The sequence below is a fragment of the Azotosporobacter soli genome (assembly GCF_030542965.1).
GTDB lineage: Bacteria > Bacillota > Negativicutes > SG130 > SG130 > Azotosporobacter > Azotosporobacter soli.
The window spans coordinates 51,895-76,777 of record NZ_JAUAOA010000013.1; the positions used below are offsets into that span (position 1 = coordinate 51,895).

Here is a 24,883-nt window from a genome sequence, read left to right on the forward strand (position 1 = left end):
CGTAATTTTCCTGCTGTGCTTGCCCGATTATTGAGACTTTGCTATACTGAATCTGGGAAAATTGGTTCGAGTATGGGAAAGTAATAATTTGCCGTAATCGTGAAATGACTGTTGCGGCGACTTGACCTCCTGTGCTATAATAATCGGGTATAAAACGTATTGCGGATTGACAAAGTGAGGTGCAGGATAAATGAGAGAAAATATTCATCCGGACTATAACGAAGTGCAAGTGACTTGCGGTTGCGGCAATAAATTCGTTACCGGTTCCGTGAAAAAAGAGCTGCGGGTAGACGTTTGCTCCAAGTGCCATCCCTTCTACACTGGCCAGCAACGTGCTATTTCCGTTGGCGGTCGTATCGAGAAATTCAATAAGCGTTACAGCAAATAAGAATTTCTACCAGCTAGCAGAGCAGCAATGCTCTGCTACATTTATATAACCGGGACGTATAGGTAGGTGTAGTTATGGAAGCAAAGAAACCGTTGGTTGGCGGCCAAGCCGTCATCGAGGGCGTGATGATGAAAGGTCCGGGACGCTTGGCGACTGCGGTGCGCGAGCCAAGCGGCAACATTGTCGTGCGCGAAGAAAGCAGCCGTTCGCTGGGCGAACGCTATCCCATGCTGAAGAAACCGATGCTGCGCGGCGTTGTGATTCTTGGCGAATCACTGGTTCAGGGCATGAAGGCACTATCTTTTTCTGCCCAGGCGGCCGGTGAGGAAGGCGAAGAGCTGAGCAACCGTGAAATCGTCTTGACGATGTTATTTGCGTTGGGCTTGGCGGTCTTGCTCTTTGTGATCGTACCGACCTATGCGGCTAAATATATCCATAGCGCCGTTACGGATCCCCGACTGTTGAATCTGTTCGAAGGCATCTTGCGCCTGGTCATCTTTTTGCTCTATATCGGTGCGATATCGCGCATGAAGGACATCCAAAGAGTGTTCGAATATCACGGCGCCGAACATAAGAGCATTCATGCCTATGAAGCCGGCGTACCGCTGACCGTGGAAGAGGTGCAGAAGTTCAGCACGCTGCATCCGCGTTGCGGCACGAATTTTCTTTTGATCGTGATGGTGGTAAGCATCATCCTGTTCGCCTTTTTAGGCTGGCCCGATCTGTGGCTGCGCATCGCCACGCGCGTCGTTTTGCTGCCGTTGGTGGCAGGCATTGCGTATGAAATCATTCGCTTCGCCGGATCGAGCAAGGCGGCCTGGGTACATTACGTGATTCTGCCCGGACTGTGGCTGCAAAAGCTGACGACCCGCCAGCCGGACGACGCGCAGGTGGAAGTCGCGATTCGCGCGCTGCTTGCGGTATTGCCGGAACAGGAGCCGCTGGCGGAAAAAGAAACGGTTTCGGCGTAGCGGCGACGCCAACATTGTTAAGAATACGGCTGTTTAGGAGCGTAACATAAGCATGTTAGACAAATTACAGGTCATTGAAGACCGTTATCTGGAATTGGAAAATCTGATCAGCGACCCGTCCGTGATTGCCAATATGACGGAATGGCAGAAGCATACCAAGGCGCATTCGCGCATGACGCCGATCATCGTCAAGTTTCGTGAATACAAAGAGGTGCGTAAGGGCCTGGCCGACACCTTGGAAATGCTCGATGAGAATCTGGACGATGAGATGCGTTCGATGGCGCAGGCGGAGTTGAATGAACTCAAGGAACGCAACAGCCAGCTCGAAGAAGAAATGCGCATTCTCCTGATGCCGCGTGACCCTAATGATGAAAAAAGCGTCATCGTCGAAATCCGCGGCGGCGCAGGCGGTGATGAAGCGGCCTTGTTCGCCGGCGATCTCTTTCGCATGTATACGCGTTATGCCGACAATCGGGGCTGGCGGACGGAACTGCTTGACTCCAATGCATCCGATCTCGGCGGCTTTAAAGAAGTCGTCTTTGAAATCGATGGCGACGGCGCTTACAGCCGTCTGAAGTTTGAAAGCGGCGTGCATCGCGTGCAACGGGTACCGGAAACGGAATCAAGCGGGCGCATCCACACTTCGACGGTCACGGTCGCGGTATTGCCGGAAGCCGAAGAAGTCGATGTCGCAATTAACAACAACGATCTGCGCATCGACACCTATTGCGCGAGCGGCGCGGGCGGACAGCACGTCAATAAGACGGAATCGGCGGTGCGGATCACGCATCTGCCTACCGGCGTCGTCGTACAGTGCCAGGATGAAAAATCGCAGCTGAAGAATAAAGAAAAATGCATGCGCGTTCTGCGCGCAAAACTGTTGGAACTGGCGCAGGCCGAGCAACATGCCGAGCAAGCCGAGGTGCGCAAGAATCAGGTCGGAACCGGCGACCGCAGTGAACGGATCCGAACCTATAATTTTCCTCAGGGACGCGTTACCGATCATCGCATCGGCCTAACGCTGCACAAATTGGATTTCGTACTGAACGGCGATTTGGACGAATTGATCGACGCGCTCAACACGGCCGCTCAAAGCGAGCGGATGAAACAGGTGGACTAGAATGGAGCAGCGCAAGGAAAAATGGAACATTGGTTCTATCTTGCAGTGGACCGGGCAGTACTTTGCGGACAAAGGGGTGGAAAATCCCCGCCTGGATGCGGAAGTACTGCTTTCCCATGTCCTAGGCAAGGATCGGTTGTATCTTTATGTTCATTTCGATCAGCCGTTGCAGGATGAAGAGTTGACGGCTTTTCGCGCCGCCGTGCTGCGCCGGGCCAAACGGGAACCGGTCGCTTATATTCTGTCGTGCAAGGAATTCATGGGCTATGATTTTTTTGTCACGCCGGCGGTGCTGATCCCGCGCCCCGACACGGAGATCTTGGTGGGAGCGGTACTGGAAAAACTGACGCAGCGCGCAGGAAAACTGCGCTTGCTTGACATTGGAACCGGTAGCGGCGCGATTATCATCAGTTTACTGAAAGCATTGCCGGAAGCGAGCGGCGTCGCGGTGGACTTATCGCCGGATGCGCTGGCCGTTGCAAAGCAGAATGCGCAGCGCCTCGGCGTTGCGGAGCGTTTGGAATTCAGAGAGGGCGATCTCCTGAAGCCGGTGAACGGCGAAACCTTTGACTTGATCGTATCCAATCCGCCCTATATCCCGCAAGCGGATATGGCGACGCTGGAGCCGGAAGTCCGCAGCGAACCGACGCTGGCGCTTGTCGCGGGCGTCGATGGTCTCGATTGCTATCGGCGTTTGCTGCTGGACGGGCGAAAATACCTGGCAGAGGGCGGCTTGCTGGCTTTGGAAGTCGGAATTCACCAGGCGAAAAGCGTCGCCCGTTTGGCGCAGGAAGCGGGCTGGGGGGCGAGTGAGATCTGCCTGGATTACTCCGGCATCGAACGCGTGGTGCTGGTGGAAAGAGGGTGAATGCTGGGATGGAAACACGCTATCTGACGATCCGGCGCGAAGCGCCGGACGAGGAAATCATGCAAATCGCGGCTGCGCTGCTCAGAGAGGGGCGGCTTGTCGCATTCCCGACCGAGACGGTATACGGGCTCGGCGCAAACGGTCTCGACTGCGCGGCGGTCAAAGCGATTTACCTTGCAAAAGGCCGTCCGTCGGATAACCCGTTGATCCTGCATATCGCAAAGCCGGAAGACGCGGCGCGTCTGGCGCGCGAAATCAATGCCAACGCCCGTGCGCTGATGGCGGCCTTCTGGCCGGGCCCGCTGACTCTTGTCCTGCCGCGGCGCGACAGTGTGCCGGATGCGGTGACAGGAGGCCTCGACAGCGTGGCGATCCGGCTGCCGAATTGTCCGGTGGCGCGTCGGCTGATAGAACTGGCTGGTGTGCCGATTGCAGCGCCGAGCGCCAATACGTCCGGTCGTCCGAGTCCGACGACTGCGCAGGCGGTCATCGATGATTTAGCCGGACGCATTGACGCCGTGCTTGACGGCGGACCTTGCGGCATTGGCCTTGAGTCGACCGTCGTCGATTGCACGACGCCGGTGCCCACGATTCTTCGCCCCGGCGGCATCACGCGCGAGCAGCTCGAGGCGGTGCTCGGCGAAGTCGAAATCGATGCGGCGCTGACGCAGCCGAAAGAGACGCCGCGTTCGCCGGGTATGAAATATAAGCATTATGCACCAAAGGCGCCGCTTTTTCTTTTTGAAGGCGAGGCGGAAGCAACTGCCGCAGCGCTCCTGGCGGAAGTAAAAGCCGCGCTTGGGCGCGGCGAAAAAGTCGGCGCGCTGGTCGATGAGACAACGGCGCTGCTTTTGCCGCAGGAAACCGTGACGGTCTGTTATGGCCCGCGCGGCGACATCAAGGCCGCGGCGGCGAGACTCTATACGGCGCTGCGCAGTTTTGACCGCCAGGCGGTGGCGGTCATTTATGCGACCGGCGTAGCGGAGGATGGTTTGGGTCTTGCGTTGATGAATCGCCTGCGCAAAGCGAGCGGTTATCAGATTCGCTGCATCAAAGGAGGAGTCGATCATGGCTGAGATTGTCTTCGTCTGTACAGGGAATATTTGTCGCAGTCCGATGGCGGAAACACTGCTGCGCAACAAGATTGCGCTTGCCGGCTTGCAGGACCGACTGACGGTTCGCTCTGCTGGCTTGGCGGCGCCGACTGGCAGCCCGGCATCGGAGGGCGCAAAAAAGGCGATGGCCAAACGCGGCCTTACGATAGATGCGCATCGGGCGACGCAAATGACGCTGGGCCTTGTCGATCAAGCCGATTTGGTATTGACGATGACCGAGCGCCACCGCCTCAGCATTTTGCAGGCGGCGCCGGAAGCGGCCAATAAAACATGGGGTCTGAAAGAATACGCCGGATTATTGGGCGATGTGGAAGATCCCTATGGCGGCAGCGACGCGGTTTACGAAAGCTGCGCGGCAGAACTGGAAGAATTGCTGGACGCCGTCTGGGAAAAAGTTAGCCGACTGGCAGGAAAATAGAGCCGGCGGTAGAAAGTAGAGGAGATGCAAAATGAAAATAGCAATCGGCAGTGATCATGGCGGTTTTCGTTTGAAAGAAGAAATTGTCGCCCAACTGGCGCAGCTTCAACTGGAGGTCAAGGATTTCGGCACGCACTCCGGCGAAGCGATTGATTATCCTGAAATTGCCGAGGTGGTGGCCAAAGCGGTTGTCACCAAGGAATTTGATTTGGGCATCCTGATCTGCGGCACCGGCATTGGCATCAGCATCGCGGCCAACAAGATCAAAGGCGTCCGCGCGGCGGTCTGCGGCGATGTTTTTTCCGCGCAGATGGCGCGCGAGCATAATAATGCCAACATCCTGGCGCTGGGCGAGCGCGTGATCGGCAGCGGTCTGGCGCGCATGATCGTCGAAACGTTCTTGAAAACGGAGTTTGCCGGTGGACGGCATGCCAAGCGGGTAGATAAGATCAGCCGCTTAGAGGAAGACTGCTAGCAAAGGCGGGTGGCAGGCATGGAGTTTAGACAAGAAATAGCGGATGAAACAAGCCGTGCGATCGACGAACTCTTACGTCTCAGCGAGATAAAGCCGGGACAGATTGTGGTCATCGGCTGCAGCACCAGCGAAGTCTGCGGCGAGAGAATCGGTTCGGCCGGGTCGAGCGAAGTGGCGGCGGCCTTGTTGGACGCCTTGCTGGCGGCCGGCAAAACGGCGGGCGTTTATCTGGCGATCCAGTGCTGCGAGCATTTGAACCGTGCGCTGGTGGTCGAAAAAGCGGCGGCCGAACGATATGGCCTGGACGAAGTTTGCGTGCTCCCGGTACGGCAAGCCGGCGGTGCGCTGGCGGCCTGTGCGATGCAGCGTTATGAAGCGCCGGTGGTCGTTGAGGCTATCGAGGCGCATGCCGGGCTCGACATCGGCCAGACGCTTATCGGCATGCACTTAAAACGCGTGGCAGTACCGCTGCGCTTAGAACAAAAAAGCATTGGGCAGGCTGCGTTGACAGCGGCTAAGACTCGGGCGAAACTCATCGGCGGCCCACGGGCCGTCTATCCCTAAGCAGTTCATTTTGCGGCAATGCCGCAGGTAGATGAATATAAATCTGGCAAATGGGGGAATAAAGAGTTATGAGTAAATTGGCAAGCTTTGATCCGGAAATCGCAAAGGCAATGGACCTGGAGCTGCAGCGTCAGCAAAACAAATTGGAATTGATCGCTTCGGAAAATTTCGTCAGTCCGGTGATTATGGAAGCCCAAGGCTCGGTACTGACTAACAAATATGCCGAAGGGTATCCGGGCCGTCGTTACTACGGCGGCTGCGAACACGTCGATGTCGTGGAACAGCTGGCTATCGACCGGGTAAAAGCGCTGTTCGGCGCGGAACACGCCAATGTCCAGCCGCATTCCGGCGCATCGGCTAACACCGCGGTATACTTCGCCTGTTTGAAACCGGGCGATACGATTCTCGGCATGAACCTGGCGCATGGCGGCCATCTGACGCATGGCAGCCCGGTCAATATTTCCGGCAAGTATTTCAACATTGTGCCGTACGGCGTCGAAGAAGGCAGTCATACGATCGATTATGACAAAGTGGCTGAGTTGGCGCGCGAGCACAAGCCTAAAATGCTGGTTGCCGGAGCGAGCGCGTATGCGAGAATCATTGATTTTGCACGTTTGGGTGAAATAGCCCGCGAAGTCGGTGCATTGTTCATGGTCGACATGGCGCATATCGCCGGACTGGTAGCCGCCGGCCTTCATCCGTCGCCGGTACCGCATGCCGATATCGTAACGACGACAACGCATAAGACGCTGCGCGGACCGCGCGGCGGCGTGATTCTCTGCAAGCAGGAACTGGCGGCCGCGATCGACAAGGCGGTTTTCCCCGGTTTGCAGGGCGGCCCATTGATGCATGTCATCGCGGCCAAGGCCGTTTCGTTCAAGGAAGCTTCGAGCGAAGAATTTCGGCGTTATCAAAAACAGATCGTCAAGAATGCGGCGGCGCTGGCCGCCAAACTGATGGAACGCGGCTTTACGCTGGTCTCCGGCGGAACCGACAACCATCTGATGCTGGTCGATTTGCGTCCGCAGAACTTAACCGGCAAAGTGGCGGAAAAAGTGCTCGATGAAGTGGGCGTGACCGTCAACAAGAATTCGATTCCGTTCGATCCGACCAGTCCGTTCGTCACCAGCGGCATCCGCATCGGTACGCCCGCGCTGACCTCGCGCGGCATGGACGAGGCGGCGATGGCCGAAGTCGGCGAAATTATCGCGCTGGTATTGCTGCAGCCGGAAGACGAAGCCGCAAAAGCGGAAGCAAAAACGCGCATCGCCGCGCTTTGCAAAAAATTCCCGTTGTATGCCTAATGTGTAATAAGGAAAGGTAGCGTGTTCATATGCAAGTTAAAATAATCAATCATCCGTTAATTCAACATAAGTTATCGATCATGCGGGACGTAAATACCGGAACGAAAGAATTCCGCGAACTGCTCGAAGAAATTTCGATGCTGATGGCCTTTGAGATCACGCGCGATTTGCCGCTCGAGGACGTCGAAGTGGAAACGCCGGTGGCAAAATGCAAATCGAAAATGCTGGCCGGGAAAAAATTGGGCGTCGTGCCGATTCTGCGCGCGGGCCTCGGCATGCTGAACGGCATCATCCGTCTGATGCCGGCCGCCAAAGTCGGCCATGTCGGTCTCTATCGCGATCCGGAAACGTTATTGCCGGTCGAATATTACTGCAAGCTGCCGACCGATGTCGCGGAGCGCGATTTCATCCTGATCGATCCGATGCTCGCAACCGGCGGTTCGTCCGCAGCAGCGATCGAGTTGCTGAAGAAGAAAGGCGCGAAGCATATCAAGCTGATGTGTCTCGTCGCTGCGCCGGAAGGCGTCAAAATGGTCAACGAACAACATCCGGACGTCGAGATCTATACGGCGGCTGTCGATGACTATCTGAATGACCATGGTTATATCATTCCGGGTCTCGGCGATGCCGGCGACCGTATCTTCGGCACGAAATAAAAGGAAACGCCGCCGCTTTTCTGCGCAGAAAAGCGGCGGCGTTTTTACGTAGTCGCAAAGTCCTAGCAGGGAGGATAAGTGGTGCTTTTACCCAGGAAGAGGAGGATTTACCTGCTTTATGTGGAAGGTAATTGATACATCGCTTATCGAGGCCAATTGTTGCGGATCAAATGCTAAAGGGGTGAAGGCTATGGCATCGCGGTTGGATTTTTATCGTGAAATGGTAATGCAGCTCAGTGACGGAGTCATATTCGTGAACAGGGAGAAGAAGATTACCTTGTGGAATCGTGCGATGGAGCAGATGAGCGGCATTCGCGAGCAAGACGCCATCGGCAAGAGCTGTTGTGAGATATTGACCGTGTACAATGTGCTGGGCCAGACGGTGTGTCCGAAATATTGTCTCTTGACGCATACGCTGGGCGATAATGTGGTACGCCGTTCCAGCGTCTACATGCTGCGCGGCGACGGCAGCGGCAACGGCTACCAGGTTCTGACGCATACCTATCCGCTGCTCGATATCGACGGAGAGGTGGAAGGCGCGCTGCAGATTTATTATGCGCCAAAACAGCCGCATCTCGAAGCCGATCAGCTGGTGGAGAAGATGAAGACGCTGACCAAGGCGGCTTATATCGACGGCGCGACCGGACTCTACAACAAGTCGTACATGGCGGGCAAACTCGATCAGATGGTTGCCCGTTACAGGGAGAGCAAGGAGATGTTCGGCGTCACCTTCATTAACGTCGTACAGACGGAGCGGATTAACGAGCAGTATGGTCAAGCCGGCGGTGATCGTGCGCTGAAAGAAATCGCCACGGTGCTGGCGAACAATGTCGACGCCTCTGACAGTTTGGGGCGCTGGCACGGCGCGAACTTTTTGATCCTTTCGCCGCAGGCGAAAAAAAGCGTGCTCTATATGTACGCCGAACGGATCAAGTCGCTCGTGTCGCAGCTCGAGCTCGAAATTCAGGGCAATCGTGTGGCGCTCAAAGTCTCGGTCGGTTGCGCGTTTATCCAGACCGGCGATACGGCGACGAGCCTTTTGGAGCGGGCAAAAGAGACGGTCGGGCGGGAAACTCTCAGCGACGAGTCTGTCAGCGGCTGATCTTTTTCTTGCCAGACCGGTCGGTTGTTTGTTATAATTCATAGCAAATGCGTTACAGAGTTACGCGTTTGTGGAAGTGCGTCTAGGGTTCCGGTCTGCTTAAGGCGGACGCTGGTCCGAGCGGCGCAGGTGCAGCGTTGCACAACACCGTGGGTACAAAAGACCCGGCGGAAAGTTCCATGAGGACTTTTTGCCGGGCTTTTTTATATCTTGAAGGAGGCTGAATATGCAGTACTGGAACAAGACGATGGAGACGATGGAACGTCAGGAATTAGGCCGCTATCAGTTGAAGCAATTGCGGGAACTGGTGGAGCGCGTTTATACGAAAGTACCGTTCTATCGGGACAAGATGCAGGCGGCGGGCTTATTGCCGCAGGACATTCAAAGCCTGGACGATATCAGCCGTTTACCGTTCACAACGAAACAGGACATGCGCGACAATTATCCGTACGGCTTGTTCGCGGTACCGCCGCGCGACATCGTACGCATTCACGCGTCGAGCGGCACAACCGGCAAGGCGACAGTCGTTGGCTATACGAAAAAAGACCTGGGCATCTGGTCGGAAGTGATGGCGCGCACGCTTACCGCAGCCGGGGTCAGCGATAAATCGTACATTCAGGTGGCTTACGGCTACGGTCTCTTCACCGGCGGGCTTGGTATTCATTATGGCGCGGAACTGGTCGGCGCTTCGGTGATTCCCGTGTCGAGCGGCAATACGGGCAGGCAAATCAATCTGATGACCGATTTCGGCACGACCGCGTTGGCCTGTACGCCTTCGTACGCGCTGCATATCGCCGAATCGATGCGGGAAATGGGCATCGATCCGAAAGCCACGCAGCTGCGGGTGGGCATCTTCGGCGCGGAACCGTGGACCGAAGCGATGCGCCGGCAAATTGAAGAGGAGCTGTCGATCAAGGCGGTCGATATTTACGGACTGAGTGAGATCATCGGGCCGGGCGTGGCGAGCGAATGTCCGGCGCAGCAGGGGCTGCACCTTAGCGAGGACCATTTCTATCCGGAAATCATCGATCCGCTCAGCGGCGAGGTGCTGCCGCCGGGCAGTAAAGGCGAGCTGGTGATTACCACCCTGACCAAAGAAGGCATGCCGATGCTGCGTTATCGGACGCGTGATCTCACGCAGCTCGACTATAGTCCGTGCACTTGCGGCCGGACGCTGGTGCGCATGGCGAAAGTGATGGGGCGCAGCGACGACATGCTGATCATTCGCGGCGTCAATGTGTTTCCGTCGCAAGTCGAAAGCGTGCTGCTCGAAATGGGGCAAACGACGCCGCATTATCAATTGATTGTGGAACGCAGCGGGCATCTCGATATCCTGACGGTGCTGGTTGAAGTGAACGAGGCGTCTTTTTCCGATGAGGTGCGCCGTCTGGAAGAACTGGAACGCAAGATTGCGGCGCAACTGGCTTCGGTGCTTAAAGTCAGCGCCAAGGTGAAGCTTGTCGGGCCAAAGACGCTGCAGCGCAGCGAAGGGAAAGCGCAGCGTGTCATTGACAAACGAAATTTGACGCAGGAGGCATAGCGATGATTATTCAACAGATTTCGGTGTTTTTGGAAAATCGGCCGGGTACCCTAGCCGAAGTGCTCGAAGTCTTAGGCGAACGTGAGGTGAATATCCGGGCGATGTCGGTTGCCGATACCGCCGATTTCGGCATTGTCCGTTTCGTGGTCAACCGTCCGGCTGCGGTCGAGACGCTGCTGCGAGACGCGGGCTTTACGGTCAAGAGCAACCAGGTGCTCTCGCTTGCCCTGCACGACCAACCGGGCAGTTTGCTGCGCCAGGTGAAACGGCTCGGTGAGGCGGGCATCAATGTCGAATATTTCTATGCGTTTGCCGGCGGACAGGCGGATGCCCGCATTGTTTTCAAGGTTGACGATATTGAACGCGCGGCCGGTATGCTCGGCGAGGAAGCGGCCGAAGTTCCGGAAGTATATTGGTGAAAAAGGCGATAATCTCTTGACAAAATACTTGTGTGCGACGATAATGTATAGTAATTGCTAAGACGTGTAACAGTGTAAAGTTAAAGATGAGAGATGGTTAAGGGAGTGTATCTAGGGTTCCGCTGCACGGCAGGCCTGGACCGAGCGATACAGAGTGCGGCCGATGCCCACTACACCGTGAGGATAAAAGACTCTGCGGGAAGTTTCTTACAAGCGGTAGGATTCTTCCTGCATTTTTTTATTACTTGAAAAGTGGATACAGTGTGCAATTGGTGGGAGGGAGAGAGAAAAATGCGACATACGTTGGCTGTTTTGGTACTGAATCAGCCGGGGGTGCTGATGCGGGTGGCGGGCATGTTTTCACGCCGCGGTTTCAATATTGAGAGCTTGGCGGTTGGCGTGACGGAAGTGGCGGAATGTTCAAGGATTACCGCTGTGATGCAAGGGGATGCGGCAACGGTCAAGCAAGTGGTCAAGCAGCTGGAAAAACTGGTGGAAGTCCAATCGGTTGCGATCCTGCCGCCGGAGGCGGCGGTGGTCAGAGGCCTGGCGCTGATCAAGGTGAAATCCTGCAGCGAACGGCGGCTTGAAATTCTCAAGCTGGCGGAAGTGTTTCGCGCCAAGGCGGTCGACGTGGCGGAGCAATCAATCACGCTGGAGTTGACCGGCGATGAAGAAAAGATCAACGCATTTTTAGAAGTCCTCGCTCCGTACCAGGTGCTTGAAATGGTTCGCACCGGCGTCATCGGCTTGCAGCGCGGCGAAGAAACGATCCTGAATTCGAGTAAGGAATGTCAATTAACCGCATTATTAGCGGCAGAAGTCTAAGGAGGTCAGAATATGCGAAGTCATGCAGTAACCAAGGGCTCTACCCGGGCTGCGCATCGCGCACTTTTTCATGCGATGGGCTATGGACCGGAAGATTTGAACAAACCGCTGATCGGCGTCGTCAACGCTTTTAACGAAATCATTCCCGGTCACAATCATTTGGGCGAACTGGCGGCCGCCGTGAAGCTCGGCATTGCTTCGGCGGGGGGAACGCCGATCGAATTTCCGGCGATCGGCATCTGCGACGGCATCGCGATGGGTCATGCCGGAATGCGCTATCCGTTGGCCAGCCGCGAACTGATTGCCGACTCGCTCGAAGCGATGGCGGTGGCGCACGGTTTTGACGGTCTGGTGCTGATCCCGAACTGCGATAAGATTGTTCCCGGCATGCTGATGGCTGCGGCAAGGATCAATGTGCCTTCGGTCGTCGTCAGCGGCGGGCCGATGCTGGCGGGACGTTATCAGGGCAAGGACATTAGCGTCAGTACGATTTTTGAAGCGGCCGGACGTTTTGAAGCCGGCAAGATCGATGCGACGGAACTGGGCGCAATGGAAGAGGCCGCCTGTCCGGGCTGCGGTTCCTGCGCCGGACTGTTCACCGCTAATACGATGAACTGTTTGGCGGAGGCGCTCGGTATGGCGTTGCCGGGCAACGGCACGATACCGGCCGCCAATTCCGGTGCACGCAAGCGACTGGCCAAACAGGCGGGCCGTTTGGCCGTCGAACTGGCGCTTACCGATCGGAAACCGCGTGATATCCTGACGCGCCAGGCCTTTGAAAATGCGATTGCGGTGGATATGGCGATCGGCGGTTCTTCGAATACGGTACTGCACTTGCTTGCGATTGCGCATGAAGCGGAAGTCGCGTTGCCGCTGGAACTCTTCGATGCGATAAGCGGCAAGACGCCGTATATCAGCAAACTGAGCCCGGGCGGCACGTTTCATTTGCAGGATTTGAACGAGGCCGGCGGCATCAGCGCGGTACTCGCCGAACTGGCTGGAATCGGCGCTGTGAAGACCGACTGTCTGACGGTCGATGGCATCTTGGCAAAACGTCTCGACGGCGCGGCGATCAACCGGCCTGAAGTCATTCGCAGCGCAGCGGAGCCGTATCGCCCGACCGGCGGAATTGCGATTCTCAAAGGGAATCTTGCGCCGGACGGCGCGGTCGTGAAAGAAAGCGCGGTCGCGGATGACATGCTGGTCTTCAGCGGGCCGGCCCGGGTCTTTGATTCCGAAGAAGCGGCGATCGAAAGTATTCTGGCGCGCAAGATCAAGGACGGCGAGGTCGTCGTCATCCGTTATGAAGGCCCGAAAGGCGGACCAGGTATGCGCGAAATGCTCAATCCTACTGCGGTCATTACTGGCATGGGACTGCGCGTGGCGCTGTTGACGGACGGACGTTTCAGCGGCGCTACGCGCGGCGCCTGCATCGGACATATCGCGCCGGAAGCGATGGAAGGCGGACCATTGGCGCTGGTCGAGGAAGGCGATACGATTATCATCGACATCCCTGGTCGGCGGCTTGAAGTCGGCGCCAGCGAGGCGGAATTGGAGCGACGTCGCGCCGTATGGCAGACTCCTGCGCCGAAAGTGGACAAAGGATATCTGGCACGGTATGCCAAGCTGGTCGGTTCGGCCAGTCAGGGCGCCGTACTTAAATAAATAAGAAAAGATAGAGGAGCGAATAACAATGAGCAAGATGTATTATGAACAAGATGCAAAACAGGAAATGATCAAAGGGAAAAAAGTAGCTATTATCGGTTACGGCAGCCAGGGACATGCCCATGCGCTGAACCTGAAAGATAGCGGTGTAAATGTGGTGGTCGGTCTGTATGCAGGGAGCAAATCGGCTGCGAAAGCGCAGGCGGAAGGTCTGAAAGTGGCGAGCGTCGCTGATGCGGTAAAAGAAGCGGATATTACGATGATCCTGATTCCGGATGAACGGCAAAGCAAAGTATATAAGGAAGAAATTGCGCCGAATTTGAAAGCGGGTTCCGCACTCGCCTTTGCACACGGTTTTAATATTCATTTTAACCAAATCACGCCGCCGGAAAATGTCGACGTGTTCATGGTGGCGCCGAAGGGGCCGGGACATCTTGTCCGTCGCGTCTATACGGAAGGCAAAGGCGTACCTTGTCTGATGGCGGTATATCAGGACCATAGCGGCAAAACGGCGGATCTGGCGTTGGCCTATGCGTGGGGCGTCGGCGGCGCGCGCGCGGGCGTTCTGACCACTACGTTCCAGGAAGAGACTGAAACCGATCTCTTCGGCGAACAGGCTGTACTGTGCGGCGGCGCCAGCGCGCTTGTTAAGGCTGGCTTTGAAACATTAGTTGAGGCCGGCTATCAACCGGAGGTTGCTTATTTTGAGTGTCTGCATGAATTGAAACTGATCGTTGACCTGATGTATGAAGGCGGTTTGGCTGCGATGCGCTATTCGATCAGCGATACGGCCGAGTACGGCGATTATATGATCGGTAACCGTATTGTCACCGATCAAACGAAAGCGGAAATGAAAAAGGTACTGAGCGAGATTCAGACCGGCGTATTTGCGAAGAACTGGATCTTGGAAAATCAGGCAAACCGTCCGGAATTTAGCGCCACACGGCGACGTGAAGCGCAGCATCAGATCGAAACGGTCGGCAAAGAACTTCGCTCAATGATGAGTTGGATTAAGAAGTAAACGGAAAAGATACCGGAGGTGACGACATGGAACGACGGATTAAAATCTTCGACACCACGCTGCGGGATGGTGAACAGACGCCCGGCGTATGTCTCGATATGGCTGAAAAACTAGAAATCGCTCGGAGTCTAGCCCGCCTACGGGTGGATGTTATAGAAGCCGGCTTTCCCATCGCCTCCAAAGGTGATTTTGAAGGAGTAAGCCAGATCGCCGCTCAAATCAAAGGACCGGTGATCGCCGGTCTGGCGCGGGCGGGGAAAAAGGATATCGAAACGGCCGCTCAGGCGCTGGCGAAAGCCGAACGAAAACGAATCCACACTTTTATTGCAACAAGCGACATCCATATGGAATACAAACTAAAAATGTCGCGCCAGCAGGTACTGGAGACGGCGGAAGAGGCGGTGCGTTTTGCCAAGACCTTCACCGACGATGTCGAGTTTTCCGCGGAAGATGCTTCGCGTTCCGACTGGGCATTTCTTTGCCAAGTGTACGGACGGGCGATTGCAGCAGGCGCAACGGTGCTTAATGTGCCGGATACGGTCGGCTATACGACGCCAGCTGAGTTTGGCGCATTGATCCGACATCTGAAGGAAAATGTGCCCGGCATCGATGGCGTCGATATCAGCGTGCACTGCCATAATGACCTGGGACTGGCGGTAGCCAACACGTTGGCGGCGATGGAAAACGGAGCCACGCAACTGGAATGTACGATCAACGGACTCGGGGAACGGGCCGGCAACGCTGCGCTGGAAGAATTGATCATGGCGTTTTATACGCGCAAGGATTATTACAAAGCGGTTACCAATATTGACACGAAGCAGATTTATCGCGCCTCGCGTCTGGTCAGTACGCTGACCGGCATCGCGGTGCAGGCCAACAAAGCGGTGGTCGGCGACAACGCGTTCGCGCATGAATCGGGCATTCATCAGCATGGCGTATTGAACAATGCGCTTACGTATGAAATCATTTCGCCGGAAGTGATCGGCGTCAGCCGCAATTCGATCGTACTCGGCAAGCATTCGGGCCGGCATGCGTTTGAAGAGCGTCTGAAGCAAATGGACTATAATCTTGAGAGTGAGACGATAAACTTACTCTTTGCCAAGTTCAAGGATCTGGCGGATCGCAAGAAGGTTGTCTTCGACCGTGATATTGAAGCGTTGGTGGCGGACAAGCCCCAGGTAAGGCCGGAATGGTATCGCCTAGTCTATCATCAGGTGGTCAGCGGCAGTCAAAGCACTGCGACCGCGACGGTTCGACTCGAAACCAGCAATGGCGAAGTAGAGCAGGCCAGTTGCGGCGACGGTCCGGTCGATGCAATGTTCAAGGCGATTGAAAAAGCGGTCGGTTTTGGCGTGGAACTCAAGGATTATCAGTTAAAAGCGGTTACGGCCGGCGAAGATGCGCTGGGCGAAGCGGCGGTCTGGATCGAAGCGGGCGGGGAAGTATTCCTGGGCCGGGGGCTTAGCACCGACGTCATCGAGGCCAGTGCGCGTGCATTTGTCGCCGCGATCAACAAGCGTCTGGCGACGCACGGATATCCGGAAACACAACAAGCGGCAGAGGGGGTATGAAGATGGCAATGACAATGACGGAAAAGATTTTTGCCCGCCATGCCGGTTTGGATAAGGTGGTTCCGGGGCAGCTGATTAAATGCAAAGTCGATTTGGTACTCGGCAATGACATTACGGCGCCGCCGGCAATCCGCGAGTTTGAGAGGATCGGCCGTCCGGTGTTTGATAAGGATAAAATCGTGTTGGTGCCGGATCATTTTACGCCGAATAAGGACATCAAATCGGCGGAGCAGGCGAAGACGGTGCGCCAGTTTGCCAAACAGCATGCGATCACAAACTATTTTGAAGTCGGGCGGATGGGCATTGAACATGTCCTCTTGCCGGAACAGGGGTTGGTGGCGCCCGGTGAAGTTATTATCGGCGCGGACTCGCACACCTGCACCTATGGCGCATTGGGGGCATTTGCCAGCGGCGTTGGTTCGACCGACATGGCTGCGGCGATGGCGACCGGCGAAACCTGGTTCAAGGTACCGTCGAGTTTGAAGGTTGAACTAAGCGGTTCGTTACCGCAGTGGGTCAGCGGCAAGGATGTGATCTTGACGCTGATTGGTCAGATTGGCGTAGATGGCGCGCGTTATCAGTCGCTCGAATTTTGCGGCGCAGGCGTCGCTGCCTTGTCGATTGCCGATCGCTTGACGATTGCCAATATGGCGATCGAGGCAGGGGCGAAGAACGGGATTTTCCCGGTCGATGATATCACGCACGACTTTTTGGCCGGACGGGTCGTCAAGGAATACCAGGAAGTCGCCGCCGATCCGGATGCTATTTATGAACGAACGGTCCGGATCGACCTGTCGACGCTGCAACCGGTTGTCGCCTTGCCGCATTTGCCGGAAAACGTCAAACCGGTGCGTGAAGTGGGCGCGATTGCAATCGATCAGGTCATCATCGGTTCCTGTACGAATGGGCGAATTGAAGACTTGGCGCAGGCGGCCAAGGTGTTTGAAGGTAAGAAGGTTCATCCCGATGTCCGGGCGATCGTTATTCCCGGCACACAGGCTGTATATCTGGAGGCAATGAAACGCGGTTACGTCGAAACGTTTATCAATGCAGGAGCGGTTGTGAGCACGCCGACCTGCGGCCCTTGTCTGGGCGGACACATGGGGATATTGGCGGCCGGCGAACGGGCTGTTGCGACGACCAACCGAAACTTCCGCGGCCGCATGGGACACGTGGATAGTGAAGTCTATTTGGCCGGACCGGTTGTGGCCGCGGCCAGTGCGATAACCGGCCGCATCAGCGGTCCGTGGGAGGTGTGCTGATATGATTTGCCAAGGAAAGGTCTGGCGTTACGGCGATAATGTCGATACCGACGTCATCATACCGGCCCGTTACTTGAATACGGCCGATCCGAAAGAGTTGGCCAAGCGCTGCATGGAAGACATTGATGCGTCCTTTGCCGCCGGCGTAAAAAAGGGCGATATCATCGTCGCAGATCGCAATTTCGGTTGCGGATCGTCGCGCGAGCATGCACCGGTTGCGATCAAAGCCAGCGGCATATCTTGCGTTGTAGCGGCCAGTTTTGCGCGGATTTTTTACCGCAATGCCATCAACATCGGTTTGCCGTTGGTTGAACTGGGCGATCAGGTGGCGATGATTCAGGCGGGACACGAAATCAGCATCGATCTGGCGCAGGGTGTATTGCTGAACAAAACAACAGGTCAGAAATTTACTGTTCAGCCGCTGCCCGGTTTTATCCAGGAAATTGCGCAAGCCGGTGGCCTGATCGAATATGTGAAACAGGGGGCCGGGGCATGAAGCAACATACGATTGTGGTCATACCCGGCGACGGAATCGGGCGCGAGATAACGGCAGCCGCAGTCAGGGTGCTTGACGCCGTTGCTGCCAAGCTTGGTTTGCAACTGAACTACCAGTGGCGTGATGCGGGTGGTGCGGCAATCGACGCGGTAGGCGAGCCTTTGCCGACTGAAACGGTTGCGGCGGCGATGGCTGCCGACGCGGTTTTGCTCGGCGCGGTAGGCGGGCCGAAATGGGACAACGTGGAAGCAAACTTGCGCCCGGAACAGGCCATTCTCGGCTTGCGCAAGGCGTTGAAACTGTATGCCAACCTGCGACCGATTCGCGTTCCTGCGGCGCTGGCCGATGCGTCGCCGCTTAAGCGGCAGGCGATAGACGGCCTTGATCTTTTGATTGTGCGCGAATTGGTCGGCGGGATTTATTTCGGTCCGAAGCAGGAAGCGACGCTGGTCGATGGAGTGCTGCAAGCTTCTGACCTTGAAATTTACCAGGAGCCGGAAGTGGCCAGGATTGTTAAATTGGCCTGCGAAGCTGCGCAGTTGAGGCGTCAGTCGGTTACGTCGGTTGACAAGGCGAATGTATTGGCTTCTTCGCGTCTGTGGCGCAAAACCGCTGAAAAGGTTAGCGCAGCGTATCCGGATGTGGCGTTAAGCCATTTGTATGTCGATAACTGTGCGATGCAATTGATATTGAAGCCGCGTCAGTTTGACGTGATCGTGACCAGCAATTTATTCGGCGATATTTTGAGCGATGAAGCGGCCGTATTGACCGGCTCGATCGGTATGCTGCCGTCGGCGAGTATTGGTGAGGGCACGAGCCTCTATGAACCGATTCATGGTTCGGCGCCGGATATTGCGGGGCAAGGCATTGCTAATCCGCTCGGCACGATTCTCTCGGCCGCGTTGCTGCTGCGCTATTCGCTTGATTGCGCTGCGGGAGCGGAGCTGATTGAAGCCGCCGTCGACAAAACTCTGGCTCAGGGTTATCGTACCGCAGACCTATGCCAGCCGGGTACGACAAAAGTCTCGACCGAAGAAATGACGTCTAGAGTATTGGAAAATTTAGCTTAGCGAAAAAGCAGATTAGACGATTTTACTACAAAGGCACAAAGGTCACTAAGGGAGAAGCAGTGTCCTTTGCGCCTTTGCGGTTTAAAAAACTCGTAGCTTAAACAGGAGGTGATGGTATGAAGATGTCTGGCGCGCAGGCGATGGCGGAATGTCTCAAGGAACAAGGCGTCGATACGTTGTTCGGGTATCCCGGCGGTACGATCCTGCCTTTTTATGATGCACTATATGACAGTGGGATCCGCCATGTGACCGCTGCTCATGAGCAGGGCGCGATTCACAGTGCAGACGGATATGCCAGAGCCAGCGGACGGGTCGGCGTATGTATCGCGACGTCGGGGCCGGGGGCGACCAATTTGACGACAGGACTGGCCGCAGCGTATCTTGATTCGGTACCGCTCGTCGCGATCACCGGACAGGTGCCGGTCGGTCTGATCGGACGGGATGCGTTTCAGGAAGTGGACATCATTGGCATTACGCTGTCGGTAACCAAATACAGCGTCCAGGTTAAGCGCCCGGAAAAATTGGTAGAGACGCTTCGCCTGGCAATGCAGGTTGCAGCCAGTGGACGTCCGGGGCCAGTGCTGGTCGACGTGCCGCGTGATATCCAAACGGCGTCCGTTGACTATGAAGCGCCGAAAGCGCTTGAAAAAGGGCAGGAACGCAGTTTGACGGGCAGCCAGGAGCGTCTTCTCGATCAGGCGGCCGCGTTGCTCATGGCGGCGAAGCGTCCGCTGATTTTATCCGGCGGCGGCGTGCTGACGGCAAAAGCGCAGACGTCTTGTCGCCAAATGGCGGAGAAGAACGATTTGCCGCTCGTGACTACGTTAATGGGGGCCGGAGTTTTGCCGGATGGACATCATCTGGCGCTCGGCATTGTCGGAGTTAGCGGCAATACGGCCGCAAATGCGGCGCTAAAAGAAGCCGATCTGATTTTGGCGTTGGGCTGTCGTTTTAGTGAACAGACGATAAGTAAGGATGCTTTGCCGCTGAATGCGGCGATCCTGCATCTGGATATCGATCCGGCGGAACTGGAACGGCGTTTGCCTGCGGCTCTTGCGCTGGCCGGTGATTTGCGGCTGTTGATTCCGGCGTTAACGCAGCGCTTGCCGGAAGGCAGACGCGAACTTTGTTTTGCGGCACGCGAGGCGGAAGCGTTGCTGTCGCTGGAGGATGAGCCGCTGGATTGGGCTTGGCTGTTTGCTTGGCTCGGTCGGCGTTTGCAATCGGAAGCGGTCGGCGTGATTGCCCTTGAACCGGAAGGCTGGCATAAAGAGGCATTTCACGGCCTGTCGTCGACAGAGCAGACGCTTTTGTTTCCCGGCGGACTTGGCTGTCGCGGTTATGCGCTGCCTGCGGCGCTTGGCGCTCAATTGGCAGCGCCGGAGCGGACGGTCATCGCGTTTTGCGGTTTGGAAGGGCTGCTGCGCAGCGGCAACGAATTATACACGCTGGCGGCGCAGGGCTTGCCGGTCTTAAGCGTGGTTCTGACGGAAGAAGAGGATGCGAGCGCGTTTTTGCAAATGGCGCAAGCGTATGGTATGAACGGACAGCAGGCGAAGACCAGACAGGAGCTGATCGATGCCTGGGAAGCGGCCTGGAAAAATAAAGCGCCGCAAATGCTGCTCTTGCAGGGAAGAGGAGGCGGGTGAAGATGGAAAAACAGGTCATGAGCGGCGCTCTTTTCATCGCAGCCGTGTTAAAAGAAAACGGCGTACGCCAAATCTTCAGTTGTCCGGGAGCGCATGTGGACCTGCTGTTGGAGGCCTGCCGCGTACAGGGTTTACCGCTCTGTGAAGCGGTCAGTGAGCAGGGCGCGCTGCATGCGGCAGACGGGTATGCGCGGACTACCGGTGAATTGGGCGTAGCAATCGTCGGCAGCGGCGCGGGGGCAGCTGGTACGATTACTGGTCTTGCTACCGCGATGCTTGACTCGGTGCCGCTTTTGCTATTGGTCGGACAAGTGGCGAACGACTGTCTGGCCGGCGATTGCTTGGCCAGCGTCGATATCAGCAACATGAGCATGCCGATTACTAAACATAACTTTCTTGTGAAAAATGGCGCGTATCTGACCGAAGTGATTCCGTTCGCGCTGAAGCTGGCGCAAAGCGGTCGGCCGGGACCGATTCTGGTCGATCTGCCGCAGGATGTGCAAAGTTCTATTGTACTGCCGGAATCGTTTGGGAAAAAGGCGTCGCCTGAGACCGCGTCACTGGGGCGTCAGACGGCGGCTGCGCTCGATGAAGCCGTGAGCATCATCCAAAACTGCAAACGTCCGTTGCTGCTTGCCGGCGGCGGCGCCACAGCAAAGGGCGCGATGTTGTCGGTGCGCAGACTGGCTGAAACAAAAGGCATTCCGGTCGCGACCACACTGATGGGCATCGGCGTGATGGCGCCGGAAAACGAATACTGTCTCGGTTTTAGCGGCATGCACGGCAGTCTCTTGGCAAACCGGGCGGTCTGTGAAGCGGATGTGCTGATTGTCGTTGGCAGCCGCTTTAGCGACCGGGTTACGGGCGATCGCTTTCGTTACGGCGAAGGCAAGCATGTCATTCATTTGGATGTCGATCCGGCGGAAGTCGATAAGAATGTCTTTGCGCATGTTGCCGTTGTCGGCGGCATTGAGCAAAGTCTGCTTCATTTGCAGGAATGTCTCGTGCCGGGGAAATGGAAGGAGTGGCAAACTGAATTGGCGCTTTGGCGCAGTGAATATCAAGAAAAATATGACGGCGAACGCTTGAATGCGCCTTGGATCATGCAGAGAATCGGAACGCTGACCAAAGGACAGGAATGTACGTTTGTCACCGATGTCGGGCAGAACCAGATGTGGGCGGCGCAGCATCTGCAGATTGAAAGTCCGCGCCAGTGGGTAACGTCGGGTGGTCTCGGCACGATGGGGTTCGGCCTGCCGGCGGCCATGGGAGCGCAGGCGGCGCGGCGCGATCGCCGGGTCGTGCATATCGCCGGCGATGGGGGATTCCGCATGACTTGCAGTGAACTCTATTCGCTGCAGCGGCAAAAACTGCCGGTCTTGTCGCTCGTTATCGACAACAGCTGCCTCGGCATGGTTCGTCAATGGCAGCAGCTGTTTTACCGGGAACGCTATTCGGCTTCGCTGGCGCCGTTGGCGCCGGACTGGGAATGTCTGACCGCCGCCTATGGCGTGCGCGCACAGGTGGTCGAAACGCCGGAAGAATTTGAAGCGGCCTGGCAGGAAGCCTGGCAGGCGAAAGAACCGCGCGTCATTGTGGCGCGCATTCCTACCAGCGATCTGGTGACGCCGATGCTGGCGCCTAACTCACCGCTCGATACGTATGTGGAAGTGGAATGAAAAGGCAGAAGGGCTTATGGCTCGAAGCTTAAAGCTACAAGCTAGAAGCCAACCCCCAAAAACGTCCTGCCATTGGCCTAAACAAAAAGAAACTCGCATTTTCATGCGAGTTTCTTTTTGTTAACGCTTCGCCACCAGTTCGCGCAGGCCAGTTTCGAATTCGGCAGGGCTGGGCAATTCCGCGAGCAGCCAGTCGGCCTCGTGTTCTTCGAGCTGTTCTAATGTGAAACGGCCGGTAGCGACCGCGACGGTGATCGCGCCGATCGCTTTGCCGCAGGCGATATCATTCGGCGTGTCGCCGATGACGACAAAATGGCTGTCGGTCAAATGACTGGCGTAGTAACGTTCGATGCCGCGCTGCGCCGCCTGCGCGATGCAGGTACGATCGGTGCAATCATCGCCGAACACGCTGGTGGAAAAGTTGAAATAATGGTCAAGGCCGTAGTGCGCCAATTTGGCGCGTGCTCCGGCGGCGGTATTGCCGGTCAGGAGCATTTGTTTCGCATCCGGCAGGCGGTAGAGCGTCATCAGATTTTCTTTGACGTGCGGCAGAATCCTGCCTTGACGCTGGGCGAGATGCTTGGGCAAAATGGCCTCATAGCGAAGCAGCAGCGTTTGAACCTCTTCCGGCGTGGCCGGGCGGTCAAAGACCAGCTCTAATAACTGTCCGGCAATATGGCAGTCGGTCATGCCGGCGGTTTGAATCTTATCCAGATTGACGTCTTTATTATATTGGTTTTTCAATAAGTGCTGAAAAGCATGCAGGCTGGCGCGATCCGTGCGCAACAGTGTACCGTCGATATCCCAGAAAAGAAACAGCATAATGGAAATGCCTCCTTGTTTTATGAAACAAACCCTATCTTGCATTATAAACCAGAAACGCTTCTGCGGATAGGGGGAGAGAATGAAGCGGGAGTTTTAACACGAAGACAAGGAAGAAGGGAAAAAGGAAAAATAAAAGTAACGTCTTCCTATCTTTGCATTTCTTCCCTTCTTCGTGTTAAAACCCAGTCGTTATTTAGGAGACTGCTACAGCATTTTTCTTATAGATAGCCTTTCACAAAGCGGCCGATGCGTTCGATCGCTTCGGCGATGTTGGCGGGTGAGGTGGCATAGGAACAGCGTACGAAGCCTTCGCCGCAATCGCCGAACGCTGTGCCGGGAACGAGCGCGACTTTTTCCGTTTTTAAGAGGCCTTCGGCAAAATCCATCGAACTGAGTCCGGTTTCCTGAATTGAAGGGAAGAGGTAGAAGGCGCCTTTCGGCTCAAAGCAGGAGAGCCCCATCTCGCGAAAACCGTTCAGAATCAGACGGCGGCGCTGGTTGTACTGCGTCAGCATCGACTGGACGTCTTTTTCGCCGCGCCGCAACGCTTCGATCGCCGCCATCTGCGCGGTGATCGGCGTGCAGAGCATCGTGTACTGATGAATTTTGTTCATCGCGGCGATAAAATCGGGATTGGCCAGCGCATAGCCGATCCGCCAGCCTGTCATCGCATACGCTTTGGAAAAACCGTTCAGCAGGATCGTCCGGTCTTTCATGCCCGGCAAACTGGAAAAACAGGTGTGTTCGCCTTCGTAAGTCAGTTTGGCGTAAATTTCATCGGAAATGACGATCAAATCGTGGCGCACGGCGAAATCGGCAATCGCTTGCAGATCCTGGCGCGACATCACCGCACCGGTCGGATTGTTCGGATAACCGATGATCAATACCTTCGTGCGCGGCGTGATTTTTTCTTCCAGTTGAGCGGCCGTGACGCGGAACTGATTGGCGACGTTCGTCGCGACCGGCACCGCTACGCCGCCAGCCAGTGATACGCAGGCCTTGTAAGAGACGTAGCAGGGTTCAGGAATCAAAACTTCGTCGCCCGGTGAGAGCAGCGCGCGCATCGCGAGATCGAGCGCCTCGCTGACGCCGACGGTGACGAGAATTTCCTGGCGAGGATCATATTTGACCGCACACTCTTCCTGCGTCACGCGTGCGATTTCCTCGCGCAGTTCGAGCAGGCCGAAATTGGACGTATAGGACGTGTAGCCGCGGTGCAAACTGTAAATGCAGCTTTCCCGAATGTGCCAGGGCGTGACGAAATCCGGTTCGCCGACGCCGAGCGAAATGACGCCTTTCATTTCGGCGACGATATCGAAAAAGCGGCGGATGCCGGAAGGCGGGATGGCCTGTACCGAAGGCGAAATACGGTTGCTCCAATTCATGGCGACACCGCCAATCGTTCGGGATCTTCCTTGTCGTCAAGGATGACGCCCGCTTCCTTATATTTTTTCAGCATAAAATGCGTCGTAGTGGCTACGACGCCGTCAATCGTGGCCAACTTTGTCGCGACAAAATCGGCCACTTCCTTTAATGTAGCGCCTTCAACGGCGACCGACAAATCGTAGCTACCGGACATCAAGTAAACGCTGCGCACCTCAGGATAACGGTAGATGCGTTCGGCAATCAAGTCGAAGCCGACTTCGCGCTGCGGCGTCAGGCGGACTTCGATCATCGCGGTGACTTTGTCGATGCCCGCTTTTTCCCAGTCTACGATGGTCTGGTATTTGACAATGACTTTTTCCGCCTCCAGACGCTGGATTAGCGCCGTGACTTCCGCCATAGGGATATCCAGCATCACCGCCAGTTGTTCCACCGTCTGGCAATGGTTTCGTTCCAATAATTCCAAAAGTTCCTTCATAATAATACAAAACTCC

The 24,883-nt window shown here is 56.1% G+C and carries 25 protein-coding genes; 22 read left to right on the top strand and 3 right to left on the bottom strand.

Annotated elements, in window-relative coordinates:
* The first annotated feature begins 190 nt into the window (after positions 1-190).
* From rpmE to QTL79_RS12095, 22 genes are all read left to right on the top strand, one after another.
* Positions 191-388 (top strand): 50S ribosomal protein L31, encoded by a 198-nt coding sequence (rpmE, locus tag QTL79_RS11990; RefSeq protein ID WP_346355203.1) that lies wholly within the window; start codon positions 191-193, stop codon positions 386-388.
* 74 nt (positions 389-462) lie between these two features.
* On the top strand, positions 463-1,359 hold the full coding sequence (locus QTL79_RS11995; protein ID WP_346355204.1) for a DUF1385 domain-containing protein: 897 nt from the start codon (positions 463-465) through the stop codon (positions 1,357-1,359).
* 52 nt (positions 1,360-1,411) lie between these two features.
* Positions 1,412-2,479 carry a peptide chain release factor 1 gene (gene prfA / locus QTL79_RS12000; protein WP_346355205.1) on the top strand — a complete coding sequence of 356 codons (1,068 nt, stop codon included), beginning with the start codon at positions 1,412-1,414 and terminating at the stop codon, positions 2,477-2,479.
* 1 nt (position 2,480) lies between these two features.
* The gene (gene prmC, locus QTL79_RS12005; RefSeq protein WP_346355206.1) at positions 2,481-3,347 is read left to right on the top strand and encodes a peptide chain release factor N(5)-glutamine methyltransferase; all 867 of its coding nucleotides are present in this window, start codon (positions 2,481-2,483) and stop codon (positions 3,345-3,347) included.
* Between the two features lie 8 nt (positions 3,348-3,355).
* Positions 3,356-4,423 carry an L-threonylcarbamoyladenylate synthase gene (locus QTL79_RS12010; RefSeq protein WP_346355207.1) on the top strand — a complete coding sequence of 356 codons (1,068 nt, stop codon included), beginning with the start codon at positions 3,356-3,358 and terminating at the stop codon, positions 4,421-4,423.
* The gene (locus QTL79_RS12015; RefSeq protein ID WP_346355208.1) at positions 4,416-4,880 is read left to right on the top strand and encodes a low molecular weight protein arginine phosphatase; all 465 of its coding nucleotides are present in this window, start codon (positions 4,416-4,418) and stop codon (positions 4,878-4,880) included. The genes QTL79_RS12010 and QTL79_RS12015 overlap by 8 nt, the downstream gene beginning before the upstream one ends.
* Positions 4,881-4,911: 31 nt before the next feature.
* Entirely contained in the window at positions 4,912-5,355 is a 444-nt protein-coding gene (gene rpiB / locus QTL79_RS12020) for a ribose 5-phosphate isomerase B (protein WP_346355209.1), read from the top strand.
* An 18-nt stretch (positions 5,356-5,373) separates the two neighbouring features.
* Complete coding sequence (locus QTL79_RS12025; RefSeq protein ID WP_346355210.1) at positions 5,374-5,919, top strand: TIGR01440 family protein; 546 nt, start codon at positions 5,374-5,376, stop codon at positions 5,917-5,919.
* 68 nt (positions 5,920-5,987) lie between these two features.
* Positions 5,988-7,223, top strand: coding sequence for a serine hydroxymethyltransferase (locus tag QTL79_RS12030; protein ID WP_346355211.1), 1,236 nt, complete (start codon positions 5,988-5,990; stop codon positions 7,221-7,223).
* Positions 7,224-7,252: 29 nt separating this feature from the next.
* The gene (gene upp, locus QTL79_RS12035) at positions 7,253-7,879 is read left to right on the top strand and encodes a uracil phosphoribosyltransferase (protein WP_346355212.1); all 627 of its coding nucleotides are present in this window, start codon (positions 7,253-7,255) and stop codon (positions 7,877-7,879) included.
* A 190-nt stretch (positions 7,880-8,069) separates the two neighbouring features.
* The gene (locus QTL79_RS12040) at positions 8,070-8,981 is read left to right on the top strand and encodes a GGDEF domain-containing protein (RefSeq protein WP_346355213.1); all 912 of its coding nucleotides are present in this window, start codon (positions 8,070-8,072) and stop codon (positions 8,979-8,981) included.
* Positions 8,982-9,207: 226 nt separating this feature from the next.
* Positions 9,208-10,521, top strand: coding sequence for a phenylacetate--CoA ligase family protein (locus QTL79_RS12045; RefSeq protein WP_346355214.1), 1,314 nt, complete (start codon positions 9,208-9,210; stop codon positions 10,519-10,521).
* 2 nt (positions 10,522-10,523) lie between these two features.
* Positions 10,524-10,940 carry an ACT domain-containing protein gene (locus QTL79_RS12050; RefSeq protein ID WP_346355215.1) on the top strand — a complete coding sequence of 139 codons (417 nt, stop codon included), beginning with the start codon at positions 10,524-10,526 and terminating at the stop codon, positions 10,938-10,940.
* 291 nt (positions 10,941-11,231) lie between these two features.
* Entirely contained in the window at positions 11,232-11,768 is a 537-nt protein-coding gene (ilvN, locus tag QTL79_RS12055) for an acetolactate synthase small subunit (RefSeq protein WP_346355216.1), read from the top strand.
* A 12-nt stretch (positions 11,769-11,780) separates the two neighbouring features.
* Positions 11,781-13,433, top strand: coding sequence for a dihydroxy-acid dehydratase (ilvD, locus tag QTL79_RS12060; protein WP_346355217.1), 1,653 nt, complete (start codon positions 11,781-11,783; stop codon positions 13,431-13,433).
* A gap of 28 nt (positions 13,434-13,461) precedes the next feature.
* Positions 13,462-14,454 (top strand): ketol-acid reductoisomerase, encoded by a 993-nt coding sequence (ilvC, locus tag QTL79_RS12065; protein WP_346355218.1) that lies wholly within the window; start codon positions 13,462-13,464, stop codon positions 14,452-14,454.
* A 26-nt stretch (positions 14,455-14,480) separates the two neighbouring features.
* Positions 14,481-16,025: a 2-isopropylmalate synthase gene (locus QTL79_RS12070; RefSeq protein ID WP_346355219.1), complete on the top strand. Its 1,545-nt coding sequence runs from the start codon at positions 14,481-14,483 to the stop codon at positions 16,023-16,025.
* 2 nt (positions 16,026-16,027) lie between these two features.
* Positions 16,028-17,287 (top strand): 3-isopropylmalate dehydratase large subunit, encoded by a 1,260-nt coding sequence (leuC, locus tag QTL79_RS12075; RefSeq protein ID WP_346355220.1) that lies wholly within the window; start codon positions 16,028-16,030, stop codon positions 17,285-17,287.
* A gap of 1 nt (position 17,288) precedes the next feature.
* Entirely contained in the window at positions 17,289-17,783 is a 495-nt protein-coding gene (gene leuD, locus QTL79_RS12080) for a 3-isopropylmalate dehydratase small subunit (protein ID WP_346355221.1), read from the top strand.
* Entirely contained in the window at positions 17,780-18,853 is a 1,074-nt protein-coding gene (gene leuB / locus QTL79_RS12085) for a 3-isopropylmalate dehydrogenase (RefSeq protein ID WP_346355222.1), read from the top strand. The genes leuD and leuB overlap by 4 nt, the downstream gene beginning before the upstream one ends.
* Positions 18,854-18,969: 116 nt before the next feature.
* The gene (locus QTL79_RS12090) at positions 18,970-20,502 is read left to right on the top strand and encodes a thiamine pyrophosphate-binding protein (RefSeq protein ID WP_346355223.1); all 1,533 of its coding nucleotides are present in this window, start codon (positions 18,970-18,972) and stop codon (positions 20,500-20,502) included.
* 2 nt (positions 20,503-20,504) lie between these two features.
* Positions 20,505-22,181, top strand: coding sequence for a thiamine pyrophosphate-binding protein (locus tag QTL79_RS12095; RefSeq protein WP_346355224.1), 1,677 nt, complete (start codon positions 20,505-20,507; stop codon positions 22,179-22,181).
* A gap of 120 nt (positions 22,182-22,301) precedes the next feature.
* On the opposite strand, the gene QTL79_RS12100 is transcribed toward QTL79_RS12095, so the two are convergent.
* The 3 genes from QTL79_RS12100 to QTL79_RS12110 form a co-directional block, all read right to left on the bottom strand.
* Entirely contained in the window at positions 22,302-23,003 is a 702-nt protein-coding gene (locus tag QTL79_RS12100; protein ID WP_346355225.1) for an HAD family hydrolase, read from the bottom strand.
* 221 nt (positions 23,004-23,224) lie between these two features.
* Positions 23,225-24,391 carry an aminotransferase class I/II-fold pyridoxal phosphate-dependent enzyme gene (locus tag QTL79_RS12105; protein ID WP_346355226.1) on the bottom strand — a complete coding sequence of 389 codons (1,167 nt, stop codon included), beginning with the start codon at positions 24,389-24,391 and terminating at the stop codon, positions 23,225-23,227.
* Entirely contained in the window at positions 24,388-24,867 is a 480-nt protein-coding gene (locus QTL79_RS12110) for an Lrp/AsnC family transcriptional regulator (RefSeq protein WP_346355227.1), read from the bottom strand. Before QTL79_RS12110 ends, QTL79_RS12105 begins: the two co-directional genes overlap by 4 nt.
* Positions 24,868-24,883: the final 16 nt, after the last annotated feature.

Bases quoted from the DNA above. Each gene is read 5' to 3' on its own strand.
- QTL79_RS12045 (WP_346355214.1), top strand. From the start codon at position 9,208: ATGCAGTACTGGAACAAGACGATGGAGACGATGGAACGTCAGGAATTA.
- leuC (WP_346355220.1), top strand. From the start codon at position 16,028: ATGGCAATGACAATGACGGAAAAGATTTTTGCCCGCCATGCCGGTTTG.
- QTL79_RS12050 (WP_346355215.1), top strand. From the start codon at position 10,524: ATGATTATTCAACAGATTTCGGTGTTTTTGGAAAATCGGCCGGGTACC.
- QTL79_RS12015 (WP_346355208.1), top strand. From the start codon at position 4,416: ATGGCTGAGATTGTCTTCGTCTGTACAGGGAATATTTGTCGCAGTCCG.
- upp (WP_346355212.1), top strand. From the start codon at position 7,253: ATGCAAGTTAAAATAATCAATCATCCGTTAATTCAACATAAGTTATCG.
- rpmE (WP_346355203.1), top strand. From the start codon at position 191: ATGAGAGAAAATATTCATCCGGACTATAACGAAGTGCAAGTGACTTGC.
- prmC (WP_346355206.1), top strand. From the start codon at position 2,481: ATGGAGCAGCGCAAGGAAAAATGGAACATTGGTTCTATCTTGCAGTGG.
- rpiB (WP_346355209.1), top strand. From the start codon at position 4,912: ATGAAAATAGCAATCGGCAGTGATCATGGCGGTTTTCGTTTGAAAGAA.
- leuD (WP_346355221.1), top strand. From the start codon at position 17,289: ATGATTTGCCAAGGAAAGGTCTGGCGTTACGGCGATAATGTCGATACC.
- QTL79_RS12040 (WP_346355213.1), top strand. From the start codon at position 8,070: ATGGCATCGCGGTTGGATTTTTATCGTGAAATGGTAATGCAGCTCAGT.
- prfA (WP_346355205.1), top strand. From the start codon at position 1,412: ATGTTAGACAAATTACAGGTCATTGAAGACCGTTATCTGGAATTGGAA.
- QTL79_RS12090 (WP_346355223.1), top strand. From the start codon at position 18,970: ATGAAGATGTCTGGCGCGCAGGCGATGGCGGAATGTCTCAAGGAACAA.
- ilvN (WP_346355216.1), top strand. From the start codon at position 11,232: ATGCGACATACGTTGGCTGTTTTGGTACTGAATCAGCCGGGGGTGCTG.
- QTL79_RS12095 (WP_346355224.1), top strand. From the start codon at position 20,505: ATGGAAAAACAGGTCATGAGCGGCGCTCTTTTCATCGCAGCCGTGTTA.
- QTL79_RS12030 (WP_346355211.1), top strand. From the start codon at position 5,988: ATGAGTAAATTGGCAAGCTTTGATCCGGAAATCGCAAAGGCAATGGAC.
- QTL79_RS12025 (WP_346355210.1), top strand. From the start codon at position 5,374: ATGGAGTTTAGACAAGAAATAGCGGATGAAACAAGCCGTGCGATCGAC.
- leuB (WP_346355222.1), top strand. From the start codon at position 17,780: ATGAAGCAACATACGATTGTGGTCATACCCGGCGACGGAATCGGGCGC.
- ilvC (WP_346355218.1), top strand. From the start codon at position 13,462: ATGAGCAAGATGTATTATGAACAAGATGCAAAACAGGAAATGATCAAA.
- ilvD (WP_346355217.1), top strand. From the start codon at position 11,781: ATGCGAAGTCATGCAGTAACCAAGGGCTCTACCCGGGCTGCGCATCGC.
- QTL79_RS12110 (WP_346355227.1), bottom strand. From the start codon at position 24,867: ATGAAGGAACTTTTGGAATTATTGGAACGAAACCATTGCCAGACGGTG.
- QTL79_RS11995 (WP_346355204.1), top strand. From the start codon at position 463: ATGGAAGCAAAGAAACCGTTGGTTGGCGGCCAAGCCGTCATCGAGGGC.
- QTL79_RS12105 (WP_346355226.1), bottom strand. From the start codon at position 24,391: ATGAATTGGAGCAACCGTATTTCGCCTTCGGTACAGGCCATCCCGCCT.
- QTL79_RS12070 (WP_346355219.1), top strand. From the start codon at position 14,481: ATGGAACGACGGATTAAAATCTTCGACACCACGCTGCGGGATGGTGAA.
- QTL79_RS12100 (WP_346355225.1), bottom strand. From the start codon at position 23,003: ATGCTGTTTCTTTTCTGGGATATCGACGGTACACTGTTGCGCACGGAT.
- QTL79_RS12010 (WP_346355207.1), top strand. From the start codon at position 3,356: ATGGAAACACGCTATCTGACGATCCGGCGCGAAGCGCCGGACGAGGAA.